The sequence below is a fragment of the Cupriavidus laharis genome, assembly GCF_914271435.1.
Taxonomy (GTDB): Bacteria; Pseudomonadota; Gammaproteobacteria; order Burkholderiales; family Burkholderiaceae; genus Cupriavidus; species Cupriavidus laharis.
Genome location: NZ_CAJZAI010000013.1, coordinates 38,475 through 57,064, shown reverse-complemented (window position 1 = coordinate 57,064; position 18,590 = coordinate 38,475). Strand labels below are relative to the sequence as shown.

General features: G+C 64.4%; 17 protein-coding genes, 1 tRNA gene and 1 pseudogene. 9 read left to right on the top strand and 10 right to left on the bottom strand.

The features are described from left to right. Positions 1-13: 13 nt before the first annotated feature. From LDO29_RS21835 to LDO29_RS21820, 4 genes are all read right to left on the bottom strand, one after another. Positions 14-1,615, bottom strand: a complete 1,602-nt coding sequence (locus LDO29_RS21835) for a DHA2 family efflux MFS transporter permease subunit (protein WP_224081826.1) — start codon at positions 1,613-1,615, stop codon at positions 14-16. A 2-nt stretch (positions 1,616-1,617) separates the two neighbouring features. Continuing rightward, positions 1,618-2,910: an HlyD family secretion protein gene (locus LDO29_RS21830; RefSeq protein ID WP_224081825.1), complete on the bottom strand. Its 1,293-nt coding sequence runs from the start codon at positions 2,908-2,910 to the stop codon at positions 1,618-1,620. 43 nt (positions 2,911-2,953) lie between these two features. After that, positions 2,954-4,501: an AdeC/AdeK/OprM family multidrug efflux complex outer membrane factor gene (locus LDO29_RS21825; protein ID WP_224081824.1), complete on the bottom strand. Its 1,548-nt coding sequence runs from the start codon at positions 4,499-4,501 to the stop codon at positions 2,954-2,956. A 79-nt stretch (positions 4,502-4,580) separates the two neighbouring features. After that, complete coding sequence (locus LDO29_RS21820) at positions 4,581-5,060, bottom strand: MarR family winged helix-turn-helix transcriptional regulator (protein WP_224081823.1); 480 nt, start codon at positions 5,058-5,060, stop codon at positions 4,581-4,583. Positions 5,061-5,247: 187 nt separating this feature from the next. Between LDO29_RS21820 and typA the strand changes: the two genes are divergently transcribed. Further along, the gene (gene typA, locus LDO29_RS21815; RefSeq protein ID WP_224081822.1) at positions 5,248-7,068 is read left to right on the top strand and encodes a translational GTPase TypA; all 1,821 of its coding nucleotides are present in this window, start codon (positions 5,248-5,250) and stop codon (positions 7,066-7,068) included. Positions 7,069-7,133: 65 nt separating this feature from the next. On the opposite strand, the pseudogene LDO29_RS21810 reads toward typA, so the two are convergent. Then, positions 7,134-7,229, bottom strand: a pseudogene (locus LDO29_RS21810) (sterol desaturase family protein); the annotation flags it as partial. A gap of 285 nt (positions 7,230-7,514) precedes the next feature. Between LDO29_RS21810 and LDO29_RS21805 the strand changes: the two are divergent. The 6 genes from LDO29_RS21805 to LDO29_RS21780 all read left to right on the top strand — a co-directional run bounded on the left by LDO29_RS21805 (position 7,515) and on the right by LDO29_RS21780 (position 13,416). Then, positions 7,515-9,080 carry a methyl-accepting chemotaxis protein gene (locus LDO29_RS21805; RefSeq protein WP_224081821.1) on the top strand — a complete coding sequence of 522 codons (1,566 nt, stop codon included), beginning with the start codon at positions 7,515-7,517 and terminating at the stop codon, positions 9,078-9,080. 110 nt (positions 9,081-9,190) lie between these two features. Then, entirely contained in the window at positions 9,191-10,273 is a 1,083-nt protein-coding gene (locus tag LDO29_RS21800) for an enoyl-CoA hydratase/isomerase family protein (RefSeq protein WP_224081820.1), read from the top strand. A 125-nt stretch (positions 10,274-10,398) separates the two neighbouring features. Continuing rightward, a complete protein-coding gene (locus LDO29_RS21795) occupies positions 10,399-10,962 on the top strand; it encodes an NADPH-dependent FMN reductase (RefSeq protein ID WP_224081819.1) in 564 nt (187 codons plus the stop codon). Positions 10,963-11,149: 187 nt separating this feature from the next. Next, positions 11,150-12,175 (top strand): tRNA dihydrouridine(20/20a) synthase DusA, encoded by a 1,026-nt coding sequence (gene dusA, locus LDO29_RS21790; protein WP_224081818.1) that lies wholly within the window; start codon positions 11,150-11,152, stop codon positions 12,173-12,175. Positions 12,176-12,946: 771 nt separating this feature from the next. Next, positions 12,947-13,237, top strand: coding sequence for a hypothetical protein (locus LDO29_RS21785; RefSeq protein WP_224081817.1), 291 nt, complete (start codon positions 12,947-12,949; stop codon positions 13,235-13,237). Positions 13,238-13,340: 103 nt separating this feature from the next. Beyond that, positions 13,341-13,416 (top strand) — tRNA-His (locus tag LDO29_RS21780). Between the two features lie 228 nt (positions 13,417-13,644). On the opposite strand, the gene LDO29_RS21775 is transcribed toward LDO29_RS21780, so the two are convergent. Together LDO29_RS21775 and LDO29_RS21770 are read right to left on the bottom strand one after the other, a co-directional pair. Then, positions 13,645-14,007 carry a hypothetical protein gene (locus tag LDO29_RS21775; protein WP_224081816.1) on the bottom strand — a complete coding sequence of 121 codons (363 nt, stop codon included), beginning with the start codon at positions 14,005-14,007 and terminating at the stop codon, positions 13,645-13,647. A 254-nt stretch (positions 14,008-14,261) separates the two neighbouring features. Further along, positions 14,262-14,486 (bottom strand): DUF2188 domain-containing protein, encoded by a 225-nt coding sequence (locus tag LDO29_RS21770; protein ID WP_224081815.1) that lies wholly within the window; start codon positions 14,484-14,486, stop codon positions 14,262-14,264. Between the two features lie 291 nt (positions 14,487-14,777). Between LDO29_RS21770 and LDO29_RS21765 the strand changes: the two genes are divergently transcribed. Beyond that, positions 14,778-14,954 (top strand): hypothetical protein, encoded by a 177-nt coding sequence (locus LDO29_RS21765; RefSeq protein ID WP_224081814.1) that lies wholly within the window; start codon positions 14,778-14,780, stop codon positions 14,952-14,954. Positions 14,955-15,004: 50 nt separating this feature from the next. Here the strand turns inward: LDO29_RS21765 and LDO29_RS21760 are convergent, their stop codons facing one another. Beyond that, positions 15,005-15,550 (bottom strand): DUF1643 domain-containing protein, encoded by a 546-nt coding sequence (locus LDO29_RS21760; RefSeq protein ID WP_224081813.1) that lies wholly within the window; start codon positions 15,548-15,550, stop codon positions 15,005-15,007. A 31-nt stretch (positions 15,551-15,581) separates the two neighbouring features. Here LDO29_RS21760 and LDO29_RS21755 point away from each other — a divergent pair, with 31 nt between their 5' ends. After that, positions 15,582-15,788 (top strand): hypothetical protein, encoded by a 207-nt coding sequence (locus tag LDO29_RS21755; protein WP_224081812.1) that lies wholly within the window; start codon positions 15,582-15,584, stop codon positions 15,786-15,788. Positions 15,789-15,805: 17 nt separating this feature from the next. On the opposite strand, the gene LDO29_RS21750 is transcribed toward LDO29_RS21755, so the two are convergent. Continuing rightward, a complete protein-coding gene (locus tag LDO29_RS21750) occupies positions 15,806-17,239 on the bottom strand; it encodes a C25 family cysteine peptidase (protein WP_224081811.1) in 1,434 nt (477 codons plus the stop codon). Further along, a complete protein-coding gene (locus LDO29_RS21745) occupies positions 17,236-18,582 on the bottom strand; it encodes a hypothetical protein (RefSeq protein WP_224081810.1) in 1,347 nt (448 codons plus the stop codon). Before LDO29_RS21745 ends, LDO29_RS21750 begins: the two co-directional genes overlap by 4 nt. Positions 18,583-18,590: the final 8 nt, after the last annotated feature.

Below are 18,590 nucleotides of genomic sequence, written 5' to 3'. Positions count from 1 at the left end.
GCGACAGTTCCCGTCAATGTGCGCCGGCTGCCGCGTCGGCACCTGCGCCGCCCTTGGCCGGTTTGGTCAGCCAGACAAAGCCGATCAGCACGAAGAACAGGACGCCCGAGATCCAGAAGATGTCATTGGCGCCGAGCATCGCCGCCTGCTGGGTGATGTTCCGTTCCATCACGCCCACCGCCTGCGCCTGGCTCATGCCCATCTGCGTCAGGTGATGGAGCTGCTCCGAGTAGGCCGGGTTGTACGGATTGACCTTCTCCACCAGTTGCGCGTGGTGCAGGGCAGAGCGGTTTTCCCACAGGGTGGTGGAGATCGAAGCGCCGATCGCACCGAAGGTGATCCGCACGAAGTTCGACAGGCCCGACGCCGCCGGGATTTTCTCCGGCGGCTGGCCGGACAGGATGATCGACGTGAGCGGGATGAAGAACATCGCCATGGCCGCGCCCTGGATCAGCGTGGGGATCATCAGCGTGCGCGTGTCCACCTGCGTGGTGAATTCCGAGCGCATCAGGCTCACGATGCCGAACGTGATGAACGCGGCCGTGGCGACCCAGCGGGCATCCATCTTGGGCAGGTTTCGCCCGATCACCGGTGACAGCAGGATCGCGAAGATCCCCACGGGCGCCATCACGATGCCGGCATCGGTGGCCGTGTAGCCCACGATGGTCTGCAGCCACAGCGGCAGGATCACCAAGTTGCCGAAGAACAGCCCGTATGCCACGGAGATCGCCACCACGCCGGAGCTGAAGTTGCGCCCCTTGAACAGCGTGATGTCGACGATCGGATGCTTCTCGTAGCTCTCCCACACCAGAAAGAACAGGAAGCCGAGCACGGCCACCAGCGTGAGCACGACAATCTCGGTCGAGTGGAACCAGTCGAGCTCCTTGCCCTTGTCGAGCATGAGCTGCATCGAGCCCACCCAGATCACCAGCAGCGCCAGCCCGATGCGGTCGATCGGCAGCACCTTGGTCGGGGTTTCACGGTCCTTGTAGATCGCCCATGTGGCGTATGCGGTCAGCAGGCCCACCGGCACGTTGATGTAGAAGATCCACGGCCAGGTCATGTTGTCCGAGATCCAGCCGCCCAGCAGCGGCCCCATGATCGGCGCCACCAGCGTGGTCATGCCCCACAGCGCGAGCGCCATCGTGCTCTTCTGCGGCGGGTAGCTCGACAGCAGCAGCGACTGCGACAGCGGGATCATCGGCCCGGCCACCGCGCCCTGCAGGATACGTGCAGCCAGCAGCGTCTCCAGGTTCGGCGCCACGCCGCACAGCCACGACGACAGCACGAACAGCAAAATCGACGTGATGAACAGGCGCACGGCGCCGAAGCGCGTGGTAAGCCAGCCCGTCAGCGGCACCGATATGGCGTTGGCCACCGCGAACGAGGTGATGACCCAGGTACCCTGGTTGGGCGCCACGCCGAGGTCGCCGGAAATGGCCGGAATCGACACGTTGGCGATCGACGAATCCAGCACGTTCATGAACGTGGCCAGCGACAGCGCAATGGTGCCGACCACCAGCTTGCCGCCGCTCAGCGGCTGCAGATGCGCCGGGCGCGCCGGCGGCCTTGGCGCGGCGCCGGCGCGTTCACCCACGGTCAGTGTGTCCGCCATGATCAGCCGCGGTTCGAAGGACGCGCCACGGCGGCGCTGGCCGCCGCGTCGTCGGCCGGAACATTGTTGACCGGTGCACCCTTGGCCGGTACGCCATTGGCCGGGGCAGCCGGGCGGCCGCCGTTGTTCATGGCGACGATGCGCGCGATCAGCTGGTCGGCGTCCTGCGCGACCTTGTCGTAGACGTCGGTCTGCATCGGCCTGGCCGCGGTGGTGCTGACCATGGCGGCGCCTTCTTCCTTGCGCACGTCGACGGTGACGTTCATCGACAGGCCGACGCGCAGCGGGTGGTCCTTGAGCTGCTGCGGATCAAGCGCGATGCGCACCGGCAGGCGCTGCACCACCTTGATCCAGTTGCCGGTGGCGTTCTGGGCCGGCAGCAGCGAAAAGGCGGAACCGGTACCGGCCGAGAAGCCTTCGACCTTGCCCGTGTACTTCACCTTCGAACCGTACACGTCGGCTTCCAGCGTCACAGGCTGGCCGATGCGCATATGCGTGATCTGCACTTCCTTGAAGTTGGCATCGACCCAGACCTGGTCCAGCGGCACCACGGCCATCAGCGGGGCGCCGGCGGCCACGCGCTGGCCGACCTGCACCGAGCGCTTGGCCACGTAGCCCGTCACCGGCGCCGGCAGCGTCGAGCGCGCGAACGACAGGTAGGCCGAACGCAGGTTGGCCGCCGCCCGCTGCACGCTCGGGTGCTTTTCGACGGTGGTCTGGTCGGTCAGCACCTTGTTCGAGGCAAGCTGCTCGCGCGCGGCGAGCAGCGCGGACTGCGCGCCCTGCAGCGCGGTCTGGGCGTGCGCGATTTCTTCGCTCGACACCGCACCCGAACCCGCAATCGCCTGGCGGCGGCGCAGGTCTTCACGCGCCTTGGCAACGTCGGCCTCGCGCAGCGCCACGTTGGCGGCGAGCGAGCCGTTGTTGACGTAGAGCGTGCGCACTTCGCGCACGGCCTGGGCGAGCTGGGCTTCGGCCTGTTCCAGTGCCACCTGCGTGTCGGCGCGGTCGAGCTGGATCAGCGGCTGGCCGGCCGTGACGAGCTGCGTGTCGTCCGCGGCGATCGAGACCACCGTGCCGCCCACGAGCGGCGTTACCTGGACGACGTTGCCGGCGACGTAGGCGTCGTCGGTGCTTTCGAAGTGGCGCGCGTAGAGGCCCCAGTACACGCCGTAGCCGACACCGGCCACGACGATGGCTGCGGTCAGGGAAAGCAGCAGGCGCTTGCGCTTGCCATTGTTGTTGACGGATGCCGCCGGGGTGCTGGGAGTGCCGGCTTGCTGGTTGTCGCTCATATTGGTCTCTCGTAAATCTGTTCTGCAATGACGGGCGCGCGGATCAGCCGCGTGCGCCAGCCTGGCTGGTTGCCTGGTTCGATGCCGCGGCGGCGGGGGCATGGCCTTCGCCGCCTTCCTGCGGTTCTTCGTAGCCGCCGCCGAGTGCCTTCATCAAGGCCATCTGCAGGTCCAGCCGGCGGGCCTGCAGGTCGGTGGCCAGGCGGCGTTGCTGCAGCACGTTGCTTTCGGCGTTGAGCACGGTCAGTTGCGTGCCGAGGCCTGCCTTGTAGCGCGTCGTGGCGAGCGAGTACGCATGTTCGGCCAGGTCCAGCGCTTCGCGCTGCGTCTTGATCTGGTTGTCCACGCTGCGGATGCTCGTCATCGTGTCGGCGGTCTCCTTCAGCGCATCGACGAGCGTCTGGTTGTAGCTCGCCACGGCAATGTCGTAGCGTGCGTACTTGCCCTTGAGGTTGGCGCGCAGCCGGCCCCCTTCGAAGATGGGCAGGTGCAGCGCCGGGCCGAAGCCCATGGTGCGGCTGATGCCCATGAACAGGTCTTCCGGACGCAGCGAGGCCAGGCCGGCGAAGCCGGTCAGGGTGATGTCGGGCAGGAATTCCGCCTTGGCGACCTTGATTTCCTTGCCGCTGGCTTCCACGCGCCAGCGCGCTGCCACCAGGTCGGGGCGGCGGCCCAGCAGGCCGATGGTGAGGTCGTCCGGCAACGTCGGCGTTGCGTGGGCAAGCAGGACCGGCTTCTGGATCGCCAGGCCGCGATCCGGACCCTTGCCCAGCAGGGCAGCGATCTGGTTGCGCGACAGCGCGATATCTTCGTCGATGCGCTGCAGGTCAGTGCGGGCGGCAGCCACCGTGCCGCGCGCCTGGGTGGTTTCCACCTGGGTGTCGAGGCCGGCGGCCAGGCGCTGCTGCGACAGGGTGGTCAGGTCCTGGCGCTGGGTAATGGCGCGTTCGGCCACGTCGCGCTGCGCGTAGAGCGCAGCCAGGCGGGCGTAGGCCCGGGCGACGGAGGTGGTCAGGATCAGGCGCGAGGCCTGGCTTTCGGCCTCGATGGCACGGTCGTCGGAGAGGGCGGCTTCCAGGGCCGAGCGGTTCTTGCCCCAGAAGTCGAATTCGTACGACAGGCTGGCCTGCAGGTGCGACTGGTTCCACCAGCGGCCGGCCAGCGGGGTGCCGGCGAACAGGTCAGTCTGCGAGAAGATCTCGCGTGTGATGTCCGCGCTAAAGCCAATGGTGGGGTAGAGCGCACTGCGGGTCACGTCGGCCATGGCACGCGACGCTTCCACGCGCGCAAAGGCGACCTGCAAGTTGGGGTTGTCCTTGACCGCTTCGTTGACTAGCGCGCGCAGTTGCGGGTCCTGGAACTGATCGATCCAATCCATGCCAGGCCATTGGCCATGTTCCGCCGGCAGGGTCTGGCTGCTGGCCAGGGCGCCGGGTTCGGTCATGGTCTGGGTGCTGTGCGAATCGCCGAAGGCAGCGCAGCCGGCGAGCACGGCCACGGCCATGACCGTCAGTGCCAGCGTGCCGGCGCGGCGCCCCAGGGCGCGCGTGCGCGACGGGCTGGAAGGAGAATTTGAGTGCGCTTGGTTCATTGTTGATGCATCGGGCGACGGAAGCCCTGCGTGGTATCTGGATCGAAATTCGTGACGCAACCGGAAGCGAGCCAATGCACTAACCGGAGTTGTTGCAGATCACCCGGCCCAGCATGCCGCGCAGCGTTTCGATCTCATCCGCCGTGAAGCCGCGGAAATGCTTTGCCATGACCTTGCAGAACACGGCGGGAAGTTGTGCAGCGAGTGCATGCCCCGCTGGCGTGAGCGACAGGTCGAGCACGCGGCGGTCGTCGTCGCGGCGCGTGCGCTCGATCAGTCCGCGCTTTTCCATGCGGCTCAGGAGCCGCGTGATGGAGCCCATGTCGGTATTCAGTTCGCGCCCGAGGTCGGTGACCGTGCTTGCGCGTCCGGAAGACAGCATGATCAGGCAGCTCGCCTGTGCATGCGTGATGTCCAGGCTGCTCACCTCCTGCTCGATGCTGTGGGCGAGCGTGTTCCTGGCACGTGACATCAGGTAGCCAACGCTCTCGCACATGACATAGCGGGCGGGGTCGAACAGGTCAGGAGAGTAAGGGGTTGGGCGGTCCGGCGGCATCATTTGCCTCTGCAATATTTGCTTCGACAAATATATGTAGGTGTTTAACTATCCGCAAGGATGGAAATTCGTCATTTCTATTTTGGAAATAGTTAAGGCATGGCGGAGGCGGGATCAGCGCAAGGCATGCCGCGCTGCAGCATGCTATAATGTTGGGTTACCTCAGATTTCCGCACAGCGAGACGCTGCAATGACCCGCGCCATCCGAAATATCGCCATCATCGCCCACGTCGATCATGGCAAGACCACCCTGGTTGATCAGCTCCTGCGCCAGGCAGGTACCTTCCGCGACAACCAGCAGGTTGCCGAACGGGTGATGGACTCGAACGACCTGGAAAAGGAACGCGGGATCACCATTCTCGCGAAGAACTGCGCCGTCGAGTACAACGGCACCCACATCAACATCGTCGACACCCCGGGACACGCCGACTTTGGCGGCGAAGTGGAGCGCGTGCTGTCGATGGTCGACGGCGTGCTTCTGCTGGTGGACGCCGTCGAGGGCCCGATGCCCCAGACCCGCTTCGTCACGCGCAAGGCGCTGGCGCTGGGCCTGAAGCCGATCGTGGTCATCAACAAGATCGACCGCCCGGGCGCACGTCCGGACTGGGTGATCAACCAGACCTTCGACCTGTTCGACAAGCTGGGTGCCACCGACGAGCAGCTGGACTTCCCGGTCATTTACGCGTCGGGCCTGAACGGCTACGCCGGCCTGACCGAAGACGTGCGCGACGGCGACATGAAGCCGCTGTTCGAAACCGTGCTGGACAAGGTGCCGGTGCGTGACGACGATCGGGACGGCCCCCTGCAACTGCAGATCATTTCCCTGGACTACTCCAGCTACGTCGGCAAGATCGGCGTGGGCCGCATCTCGCGTGGCCGCGCCAAGCCGCTGCAAGACGTGGTGGTCAAGTTCGGCCCCGAAGGCAATCCGATCAAGGGCCGCATCAACCAGGTGCTGAAGTTCAGCGGCCTGGAGCGTGAGATCGTGCCCGAGGCCGAAGCCGGCGACATCGTGCTGATCAACGGTATCGAAGAACTGGGTATCGGCTGCACCGTGTGCGCGCCGGACGCCCAGGACGCGCTGCCGATGCTGAAGGTCGATGAGCCGACGCTGACCATGAACTTCTGCGTGAACACCTCGCCGCTGGCCGGCCGCGAAGGCAAGTTCGTCACCAGCCGCCAGCTGCGCGAGCGCCTGGACCGCGAACTGAAGTCGAACGTGGCGCTGCGTGTGGCCGATACCGGCGACGACACCATTTTCGAAGTGTCCGGCCGCGGCGAACTGCACCTGACCATCCTGCTGGAAAACATGCGTCGCGAAGGCTACGAGCTGGCCGTGTCGCGTCCGCGCGTGGTGTTCAAGGAAATCGACGGCGTCAAGCACGAGCCGTACGAACTGCTGACCGTGGACGTCGAAGACAGCCACCAGGGCGGCGTGATGGAAGAGCTGGGCCGCCGCAAGGGCGAACTGCTCGACATGGCTTCGGACGGCAAGGGCCGCACGCGCCTGGAATACCGCATCCCGGCCCGCGGCCTGATCGGCTTCCAGGGCGAGTTCCTGACGCTGACGCGCGGCACCGGCCTGATCAGCCATATCTTCGACGACTACGCGCCGGTGCGCGAAGGCGGCCTGGGCGAGCGCCACAACGGCGTGCTGATCTCGCAGGACGATGGCGATGCCGTGGCCTACGCGCTGTGGAAGCTGCAGGATCGTGGCCGCATGTTCGTGAAGCCGGGCGATGCGCTGTATGAAGGCATGATCATCGGCATCCACAGTCGCGACAACGACCTGGTCGTGAACCCGATCAAGGGCAAGCAGCTGACCAACGTGCGCGCTTCGGGTACCGACGAAGCCGTGCGCCTGGTGCCGCCGATCCAGATGTCGCTGGAATACGCGGTGGAATTCATCGCCGACGACGAACTGGTTGAGCTCACGCCCAAGAGCATCCGCCTGCGCAAGCGCCATCTGAAGGAGCACGAGCGCAAGCGTGCCGCGCGCGAAGGCGTGTAAGGCATAGCGTCACCGCAGGAAACAAAAACCGCGCCTTGAGCGCGGTTTTTGTTTGTGGGCCTCCATCAGGTCCTTGCCCGTGCTCGCGGGCTGCGCCATTCGGGTGGCTTCCACAGATAGCGCAGGTCACGGTCACGCCAGGCATCGGCGAACATGTCACGCCGGCGCGACCAGTACCATGCCTCCCAGCCGATGGTCAGCAGGAATGCCGGCGCGAACGCCAGCAGGATCAGTCCGGGATCGAGCGATTCGGTGTGCATGCGGCTAGTGTGCACGGGCCCTACGGAATTGCCAGGAGGGATTCCTCCAGGTGCGCGAATTGCGGCTTCCAAATGGTGACAAAAAGTCAGTTCTGTCAGTCGTCTTGCGGGGGTCAAAGAACGATCGGGCACGCCGTAGATCAGCAGGACGGCCGGCTGGGCCGTTCCTTTTATCCCGGAGAGCCCATGTTTCGCAACACTACCATCGGAACCAGATTGTGGTTCCTGATTATCGTCACCAACATTTTGCTGTTGATTGTCGGTACGGTTGGCATGGCTGGCATGTCGCGCAGCAATGATGCCGCGCACGAAATCTATGAACATCAGTTGACCGCTGCCATGCATCTGGCTGAAGCGCGTTCCAACCAGTTGCTGGTGCGTGTCTTGCTGGACCAGGCGGCCTTTGCCAAAGAGCCGGCCGACGCGCGCGCACGCGCCGAGACCGCGCAGGGCTTCGCCAGGAATTCGGAGGCCGCGTGGAAGGCCTACCTGGCATTGCCGCGTACGCCAGAGGAGGTCAGGATGACACAGGACGTGTCGGCCAAACGCGATGCCCTGTTTGCGCAGGGCGTCGCGCCGATGGTTGCGGCGCTGAATGCAGGCAACCGCGAGGCGATGATGAAGGCCGTGCTCGAAACCATCCCAAAGCTCGACATCGCCTTTACCGCTGCCAATGCCGAACTCAATCGTGCGCAGATGGCCAGCGCGCGTCGGATCTACGAGGAATCGCAGCAGCGTTATAGCACGCTTCTTGCGGGGTCCGCAGCGGTGCTGGTTGCCGGGCTGGTATTCAGCACGGTGGTGGCATGGCGCTTGCGCCAGTCCATCGTCAGGCCGCTGGACATTGCCATCGCTCGCTTCGAGCGCATAGCAGGCGGCGACCTGAGCGGCACGGCCAGCGACGCGGGCGTCATTGCCGGTGAACAGGCACGCAGCGAAACCAGCCGCATGCTCGGCATGCTCGGTCGAATGCAGGCCAGCCTGGTTGCCATGGTCGGGCAGGTGAACGGTGGCGCGGATTCGATTGCCGCAGCCAGCCGCCAGATTGCGAGCGGCAATGCGGACTTGTCGCAGCGCACGGAACAGCAGGCAGCATCACTGGAAGAGACGGCGTCGAGCATGGAAGAACTGACCGGCACGGTCCGCCAGAATGCCGACAGCGCGCGCGAGGCGGCCACGCTGGCCAACGACGCCACGACACTCGCCGAGCGCGGCAGCGAAGCGGTGGCGCGCGTGGTGCATACCATGCAGTCCATCGACGCGAGTTCGGGCAAGATCGTCGACATCATCGATGTGATCGAGAAAATCGCCTTCCAGACCAACATCCTCGCCCTGAATGCCGCGGTGGAAGCCGCGCGTGCGGGTGAACATGGCCGCGGCTTCGCCGTGGTGGCGGGGGACGTACGCGACCTCGCACAGCGCTGCGCCGGTGCTTCCAAGGAAATCCGCAGGCTGATCGGCGCATCGGTGGCCAATGTGCGCGAGGGCACCGGCCTGGTCGATGACGCAGGCCGTGCCATGCAGGACATCGTCGATGCCGTGCGGCGGGTCGGTGCAATCATCCGCGACATCAGCGCTGCGTCCGACGAGCAGTCCAACGGCATCGAGCAGGTGAACCTGGCGGTGTCCCATATGGACGGCATGACCCAGCAGAACGCAGCGCTGGTGGAGGAGGCCGCAGCGGCGGCAGCATCGCTGCAGGAACAGGCGCAGCGACTGATGGGGCTGGTGTCGACGTTCAGGCTGGCGTAATGACGAGATGACGTGATGGCAGGAAGGCGTGTGCGGGTGCCGCACACGCGGGCATTCCTGCGCGGGTGATCGGCGTAGAATCGCGGGTTGCATTTGCGTAGGAGAGCATCATGACTGACTTCGTCACGACAGAGGTCCAGGGTGGCATCGGCTACCTGACGCTGAACCGGCCGCAGGCGCTCAATGCGCTGTCGCTGGAGATGATTCGTGCCATGACAACGGCATTGCAGGCATGGGCCAATGCGCCGGAAGTCGTGGCCGTCGTTGTGGCCGGGGCGGGCGGCAAGGCCTTCTGCGCCGGCGGCGACATCCGCTATTTCCACAAGGCCGCGCATGAGGGCAATCCGCTGCTCGACCAGTTCTTTGTCGAGGAGTATGCGCTCAACTTCCTGATCCACCGCTACGCCAAGCCGTATATCGCGCTGATGGATGGCGTGGTCATGGGCGGTGGCATGGGCATTTCGCAAGGTGCGCGCCTGCGCATCGTCACCGACCGCACCAGGATGGCCATGCCCGAAACCAACATCGGGCTGTTCCCGGACGTGGGTGGCGGCTGGTTCCTGGCTCGCACGCCGGGCCGCATCGGCGAATACCTGGGACTGACCGGCACGGTGATCAGCGCGGCCGATGCACTGTATGCCGGGTTGGCTGATGCCTATCTGCCGGCCAATGTGCTGGCCCAGGTGGCGAGCGATCTGCGCAAGCGGACGTTCCACAACGGCCAGGCCGTGCTTGACCACATCGTCACGTTCACGCAGCAGTATCGCGACGCATGCGTGCCGGCGCAAAGCCAGTTCGCGGGGCTGTCGGTGGGGATCGATCGCATCTTTGCCGGCAACACCATGGTGGACATCCTCACCGCCATCAGTGACGCGCCTGGCGACTGGGCCGCCCACACGGCCGCGATGCTGCGCAGCCGCTCGCCGCTGATGCTGCATGTGTCGCTGGAGCAGATCCGGCGCGCGCGCACCATGTCGCTGGACGACGAACTGCGCATGGAACTCGACATGATGCACTACGTGTTCCGCAAGGGCGACGGCGTGGAGGGCATTCGCGCACTGGCGATCGACAAGGATCACCAGCCGCGCTGGCAGGATGCGCGCATCGACGAAGTGAGCCGCGAGAAGGTGCTGTCGTTTTTCGACAGCCCGTGGCGTGCGGAAGACCATCCGCTGAGAGGCCTCGGCAAGTAAGGGGAGAGTCATGCGGCTCTCCGGACTCGGGTAGAGTGAAGGCTGGATCGGCGCCAGGCATGCCACCATCCATGGCGGCCAGCGCCGTTCCGCTTCACTCGAACCACACAGTTGAAGGAGTCGTGATGAGCAATCCTCGAGATGTCGCTGTACTGGTGGGAAGCCTGCGCAAGGAGTCGTTCAACCGGAAGCTGGCCAAGGCGCTGATCGCGCTGGCGCCGCAGTCGCTGAAGCTGGAGATCGTCGAGATCGGCAACCTGCAGTTGTACAACCAGGACCTGGACGCCAGCCCGCCACCCGAGTGGACCGCTTTCCGCGACCGTATCCGCCGTGCCGATGCAGTGCTCTTCGTCACACCCGAATACAACCGTTCGGTGCCCGCACCGCTGAAAAACGCCATTGACGTTGGCTCTCGGCCGTATGGCAGCAGCGCATGGGATGGCAAGCCCGGCGGTGTCATCAGCGCTTCGCCCGGTGCCATCGGCGGCTTTGGCGCCAATCATCACCTGCGGCAGTCGCTGGTGTTCCTGAACGTGCCTGCCCTGCAGCAGCCCGAAGCCTATATCGGCGGGGCCGACAAACTGTTCGACGAACAGGGCGGCATCGCGAACGAGTCGACGCGCGGGTTTCTCGGCAAATACCTGACGGCCTACGCTGCGTGGATCGAGCGTAACGCAGCCGCTCGCTAAGGCGGCAACTGTCTCGCGGGACACAGGAGCACGGGGTGCAGCGCAAACGCACGCCGTGGCCTATACTCTTGTCCTTTCCCGCGTAGACCCGATGCCGGTGCCCGCAGAGCTGCCTGGGCCGGCACATGGGCGAGTGCCGCGACCGCTTTGCCGGTTGCGACCGGCCCTGCAGACAAGTCATCATTCCATGAAGCCAAGCCCACGCCGCATCTCGGTTGCACCGATGATGGACTGGACCGATCGCCATTGCCGGATGTTCCATCGACAACTCAGCCGCCATACGTGGCTGTACACGGAGATGGTGACGACCGGCGCGCTGCTGCATGGAGACGTGCCTCGGCACCTGGATTTCGATGCCGCAGAGCATCCCGTGGCCCTGCAACTGGGCGGCAGCGAGCCGGTCGACCTTGCCGTTGCGGCACGCCTCGGCCAGCAGTGGGGCTACGCCGAGATCAACCTGAATTGCGGTTGCCCGTCCGAGCGGGTGCAGCGTGGTGCATTCGGCGCTTGCCTGATGGCCGAACCGCAACTCGTGGCGGACTGCGTGAAAGCCATGCGCGATGCCGTGTCGATTCCGGTGACCGTCAAACACCGCATTGGCATCGACAAGGTCGAGCACTACGATTTTGTCCGTGATTTTGTCGGCACAGTGGCGCAGGCCGGCTGCGAGACATTTGTCGTGCATGCGCGCAATGCGGTCCTGAAGGGCCTGAGCCCGAAGGAAAACCGCGAGATTCCGCCGCTGCGTTATGAAGTGGCCTACCAATTGAAGAAGGATTTCCCGCAACTGGAAATCCTGATCAACGGCGGCATCGTCAGCTATGACGAGATGGCGGCCCATCTCGAGCACGTCGACGGGGTGATGATTGGCCGGGAAGCTTATCACCAGCCTTATGTGCTCGCCGAAATGGACGGCCGCTTCTACGCCGACGCAGAGGCACCGGTCCGGTCGCGGCTGGAAGTGGAACTGGCCATGCAGCGCTATATCGGTGACCTGGTGGAGCGCGGTGGCTATATGGGGGCGGTGACTCGCCACATGCTGGGCCTCTACCGTGGCGTAGCTGGAGGTCGTGGCTGGCGGCGCGTACTGTCGGACTCCAGGCGGATGTCGGCAGCCCGGACGCATGCCGATGTAAATGCGCTGTTTGAAGAAGCGCGCTCGCACCTGTGCTCCACGGATCCGATGGAGCCGGAGCATCGCGCAGCCGCATAGGCGATTACCGTGGGCGGCGCCAGGAAAATCGCGGAGTAAACGCTCTAATTCCGAATCGCGAATCTATGCCTGCGGGCAATAGGGGTAGCGCGTGCCGCACATGTTGCGAACCATCGCCCGGAAACCCGCACCAGGAAAGGGATTCCCCTAATTCGCCGAAGGCAGGCACTTTCTTACACTGTGCCTGCCCTCGAATACAGGGCTTTCTTCAACTGATTATTCAGCCCGCTTTGCGGGCTGCTTTTTTTAGTTGCACGACTGCGACTTTCGGTTTACCCGAATGGCGCCAGTCCTGACTGCCAGTTACAGTACAAATGCCTTCAGGGCATTTGAGATCGCTAAAGTTAAGAGTCCGCGCTGCGGGCTCTTTTTTTTGATCGAGCGTGCCGGGCAAGCACGTTGGATGGAACTGTGACGATAAAGTTCCTCGCTGCGGCACTATTTGCTGGTATGGCTGATACCGACATCCACCGTGCCGTAGGTGGTAATTCCCGAGTCGCCGCCTGACACGCCAGCGCATCCTAGCAGCGCAAGGCCCATCAGGGCTGCCATTGCCATCCTTGATAACTGTCTCACAACTGAACTCCTTGTTGTTACGGCAGTTTGGCAGGAGGGCAGGCCCACGAGTTCCGTGACGTTCCGCTTGTGTTATCCGGAGCCGAGATCGAATACTGGTCTCATGCAGGCCCGACTGCATTTCGTTGCGCGGTCAGGCAAGCCTGTGACCGTGATACGATCATCCGCGGCGCGGCACCGCCGTGCTTTCGTCCGATGAATCGCTGGAATGAGGTGGTTGTGGTGGATGATCAGGCGCCGTTCGGCGTTGTGTTCGAGGACTTCCGGTTGATATGGGTGGCGGAGCGCCTGCAGGACGGCAAATGGACCGCCCGCTATTGCTGGCACGCTGGCACCACCGAGGCAGCGGGCAGGGCGCTTCAGGAAGACGTGCTCAACGGCAAGTCGCGCCGGCTGCTGGGCCAGTACGACTCCGAGGCAGAGACCATCGAGGCCATCAAGCAGGCGGTGCTGCTGGAGGCCAAGTGGTCTCCTCGAAAGGCATGATGCCGGGACCTCGAAAAAATTTGTGCGGGATACTAGCCATGTCGGAAAGTTGTTTGTATAATCTTGTTTTTCGTCGATCAGCGCTTCGCTGATGACCTCTACGGTGGCTGTAGCTCAGTTGGTAGAGTCCAGGATTGTGATTCCTGTCGTCGTGGGTTCGAGTCCCATCAGCCACCCCAAAATTCCTTTGTAAAACAGCCGCTTAAATAAGCGGCTGTTTTGCTTTGGGGCCTCTTGTTACGACTCTTGGAAGATGGGTTCCGATTTTTGGAAGAAAATCGGCGAGCCGCCTTCACTTTCCGCTGTCAGCGGCGGTCATAAATCTTCACCGCCATTTGGCTATCGGCGCGGCCGGTCGCGTCGGTAATACGGTCGTCTTCCTCGTCTATCCGGTTAGTCTCAGGGCACTAGCGGCCGTGCGCAGGCAATGCCTTGATGGTCATGGTGCCATCCTTCTGGACATCCGCGCGCGCGAGTGCGTCGAGCGAAATCGTCTTGGTAGGCATCCTCGGCACGACAATGACCGCCTCGCCGTGGAGGTTTTTCACCCAGCAACCTGTGTCCCAGACACCGTGATATGACGCATAGAAGCGCATGTGATCGGCGCCGCTCAGCGGCAGGTCGCACTTCTTGTGCAGGTAGAGCACCGTCGGGAACGGGTTCCGCACTGTCTCCCCGACCCTCATATCGTCAAATGGATAGACATAGGCATCCTCCGCACCGGCTGCTGTGGCGGCGGCCAGCGCCGTGATCAATACCAGCTTCTTCATAGCGATCACCATCGACAGACGAGAGCGGGTAGAGGATCCCGAGGTAGTACTCCGGGAGGCATTCGTCGGCCTGCGTGCGGGGCATCGGACAGCCATGACCCGCGAGATGCAGTACCCATCTGGTGGAAATTGTAGGTTGACCTGGCGGATCAAGTCCGGCGGCAGGCGCCTGGATATGTTCGCCAGCCGCTGTATCAGGCGTCGCGCTGACTATCCGGCTTCCCTAAGGCTCGCCGCCTGAACGGGCGCCGTCGTCACTTCTTGATGACGGGCGCTTCCGGGTCAAACGAGTTCCTCTCATGGATCTGTCCGTCCCGGCCATGGATCAGCAGCTCAACCTTTGCCCGTCTTGCCTTCTCGGTGCCGGTGGCGATGGCGTGTTGCTGACAGGTGAAACGCTGCTCGCTTCCGGATCCCCCTTCGAGTTGAACGGCCCAGCCATTGTAGGTAGGCACAACGTGGATGTTCTTGCTGGCCATGGCCATCTCCTGGAGTCCATGGAGACAGTGTCGGCTTGGGCGTGCCGTGCTGGTATCGGTCGTTGTCCGACAAACGGGACGCCCACGCAGAGCATGGTGACGGAGGCAGGCGCCATGAGAAGTGCAGCGATTCTTTGCCTTACCTTTCGTCAATGTGCGGCAGGCGCCAATCCATCGGCTCAGGCCTAACCCTTGGTGTCCCGGAATGCAAAGCAATTGTCCCATGAGGTCAAACAACTCCGGGCTGGTTTCGCATACTGGTGTCGTAACAAACTTATCTGCATTGCCACCATGTTTGCCATTGCCTTCTGGTTCCTTTTCTCTTTCGCGGTCGGCCTGCTGGCGCACATGTTGGGCCGCTCCGGCGCAGTCTGGCTGATCTTCTCGATGATCTTCACCCCGTCTCTCGGCCTGGTCCTGATGGCCATCCTGGGCAAGAAAGCGAAGGTGCCGGAGCCTGCGATCTGAGTTTCGATCTCTTGCGACACCAGGCTTGCGACGCTATCCCGAACGGTCGTTCACGCAACGTGCGGCACTGCTGTCGTTGCAAGAGGCTGCGGGAGAATCGTTGCGGCGACATAGAGCGGATGCCTGGGGCTCCCATTCCGGTTCACCCCGAGGTGATAGAGCAGCGCGCCAAAGCCACGCATCCGGATTCTCCGCAAGACTTCCCCGGCTCGTGCCGGAGCCGCCTTATGCGCGCCCCATGCGCAAATCATCATCGCGCAGCATTCGATGGCATCCATGATGGCTTCATCATTGCGATCCGGTCGATCCTCAAGCGGGGCAGGATGCTTCAACAACACATCCGGGTTTGTTGAGCGCAGTGCAAACAGATTCACGACCTCCAGCCTGCCGTATCGAGCCATCCGAGCACGTTGCAGGCAGCGCGTGATCGTCGGATCGCAGACCAGATGGTCAGCCGTCGACGGATTCAGCATGATGAACCCAAGCCCCGGCCGGCTGCGATCCCATTCACGCCAGAGCCGATAACGATACTGCCCGCAGTCCGAGAGCAGGACGCCGGAATCGCCAGCGGCGGTCTGAGTGGTCAGGATCTTCATGCTACGATGGGTTGGGCACCGGGAGACCGCTATGGAATTTCGATACAAGAGCCGCGAAATCTCGATTCAGGCAATCAAGGCCCCAGGCGGGCAATGGGACTGGTCGTTTGTCATCCGTGGGCATGGGCATCGACATAACGCCGGCGCGCTCGCGGTGTCGGAAGACAGTGCGATCGATGCAGCCTATGCAGTTGCGAAGCATGAGATCGATCAGATCTCCGGCGACGCCAACGATTAGCCGTCGCATTCACCGTACTACACTTCCATCTCCCGCACGCGCAACCGCACCGCCGGGTCACCCAGCACCACATAGTTGCGCGCATCGTCCCGCGCGATCCATCGCAACGCGAGTTCCGTCTCGGAGATCTCCGCTCCCGCACTGCGATCGCGCAGCACGTCGGCCAGTTCGGTGCTGAGCGCTGCCCAGCGAATATTGAAGCGGTCGGTGGCCTGGCCCACGCGCTGCCCGCGCAGCAGGCTGCCTATCACGTCGCGGAAGCCCTGGGTTTGCGGATCGGCGCGCTCGGATTGGAAGCTGTAGGCCCAGGCCCGGTCGACGTGGCCCAGGACGGCCAGTGCGCCGCCATGCGGATGGGCAAGCAGGCGCTGGGGCAAGCGTGCTGTGAACGGGCAGGGGGCGATGCGGTGGCTGTCGCCGCCGGGCGCGCCGAAGTTGTCCAGTTCGGGCGAGCCCGCGCCGAAGCACGCAAAGCAGAAGTGGATCAGGCCATGGCATTGCGCGTCGGCGGGGATGTCGCTGGCGGCAAACCAGTGGCTGGCGTCGATGGCGCCATAGCCTGGCCAATCCTGGCAGACGAGCGCGCCCTGTATCTCGGCAATCCGGTTGTCGTCGGCACGCAGGCACATGCCGTGCGATCCGGTCAGCAGTACGGCAGGCGCGCCGTCCGGCCCGCCGCCGCGCAGCAGGCCGGACAGTGCAGCCTTGGTCGCCGCATCGCCGAGCAAGGCCCGCATGGCAAAGCCTTGCCGTTCGCCGAGCGGCTTGATCTGCTCCGTGCCCATGGTCAGCGGCGTGGCAAGCTGGCGTGTCAGCATCTGCGTAGCGCGGTCGAAGTCGTGGCAGGTGGCGAAGAGGGCGACGTTGCGGCGCGACGGCACCGTCGGGGCGCTTTCGTAGGCGACGATGCTATCGGCATAGCGCCGATAGTCTTCCAGCTCGGAAAAATCCATCCGGCCGACTGCCCAATAAAGGTCCAGCGTGTACTGGAAGGCGAACGGGATCTTGCCGGGCGGGCCGACCAGGGCCAGGTAATACGGTACGCCCAGCGCCGGGTCGACGACATTCAGCGATACCTTGTGCCGCGCCAGCCAGGTCGCGGCGGTATCGCCGGGCAAGCATCCGTCCGTGCCGTGGAAGATCTTGATGTCGCCTGCTTCCGCGCGCCGTCGTTCGATCAGCGGTGACAAGGCTTCGAGGTAAGGCGCCGGATCGGTGTCCGCGGCAAACAGCAAGCCCCAGCCGGCTTCCGCGAGATTGTCGGCATCCACATCGCCCATGACCGCATACGTATCGACCTGGCGTGCCTTTTCCGCGGCGCGCTCCGGGGCGCGGCGGCCCGCCTGTTCGCGTGTGCAGAAGGCATTGATGCCGGCTTCATCGAGGTCCGGCAGCGGCTGTCCGGTGTCGGCATAAACGCCCAGTGCAATGGGCAGGGCGTTGTCGCTCATGGTGCCTCCGTGGCGCTTGCCTGCGCGGCCTGCCAGATCAGGTGCGCGACCTGCGGCCCGCTGATGTCGTTGTGCGCGCCCGAGATGCCGGACTTGTGGCAGATATAGTCGCTGGCCTCGACATTCAGCACGCGCCCGCCGGGCATGACGTAGCGCCCGTCGATATCGAGCATGGCGGTGTCGGCTGCGGTGCCCACGCCCTGGATGCCGAAGGCGCCGATCGCGCCGAACGTGGGATAGGCCTGCGCTGCCTCGAACGCAACCTGTCCCGCTACGCCCGCGGCCCACGGATACAGCTCGCACACCGCGGTGTCGTGCCGCGAGCGCGTGACGACCAGCGGCCCGCGGAGCTTGCCGTCCGGCAGCAGGCGATGGCAATAGCCTGCCGAGTCCGGACGTACCGGGATCGATGGGGCATAGGCCCACAGCGACATTGCACCTTGCACGAGCACGCACGAATCCACCGGCCGGCGCAACGCGGCGGTGCCGCCGGGCCCGCCCAGAGCCGCCGACATGACGATGCAGCCGAAGCTGTGGCCCATCAGGTGCACGCGGGCATCGGGCAGGCTTTCGAGCAGGCGATTGACGAGGGCGTGCACGCCTTGTTCGCCCACCGTCTGTGCGCGCTTTTTCATGGTCCAGAACGAAAGCTGGCGCAGTGGCGCGAGGATGCCGCCCAGCGAAGGCGCGCCGAATGCGGCGCTGAGCTGGCTGGCCTCGGTGAATGAGGCATCGGGGTCGAACGGCAGCCGGTCGGCGCCGGCATCGCCATCCGCGCCACCGGCGCCCAGCGCAAGCGCCTGGTCGAGCTTCAGGTAGGCTTGCCGCACCTCGGGCGGCAGCCGCGCCGCATCGGCCCCGGTGCGCGCGGCTTCGACGATGACAGCGAGCGCTTCGCGCATTTGTGGCGTGTCGCCAAGGCGCTGCGCGTAGGCGTCGATCATCGCGTCCTTGCCTGCGTGCGCGGGTGCGGCGAAGCTTGCGGTATCGCCCAGTTCCTCGTCGCCCCAAGGCAGGCTTGGCCAGTGCACGCCGATATGGGCCAGCGCAAGGCCGGGCCGCAGTGCGCGCATTTCCTGCTCATCCACGGCGCAGGCGCTGAATGCGCCGATCCAGCGGTCATACTGGCTGCGTGCGGCCGGGATGTCGCCTTGCCAGCCGTGGCTCCACAGGAAGATGTCCGTTGGCGCGGGGCCGCCGCGCCACTGCGCCAGCAGGCGGTCGGACAAGCGGCCGGGCTGGCCGCCAGCGGCATCTGGGTCGTCGTTACGCTCGCTGCCGTCGGTGTCCAGCGCGATCAGGGCGTATGTGGTGCCGGTGGCGGCGATGGTCTGGATTGGCATGGCGGGCC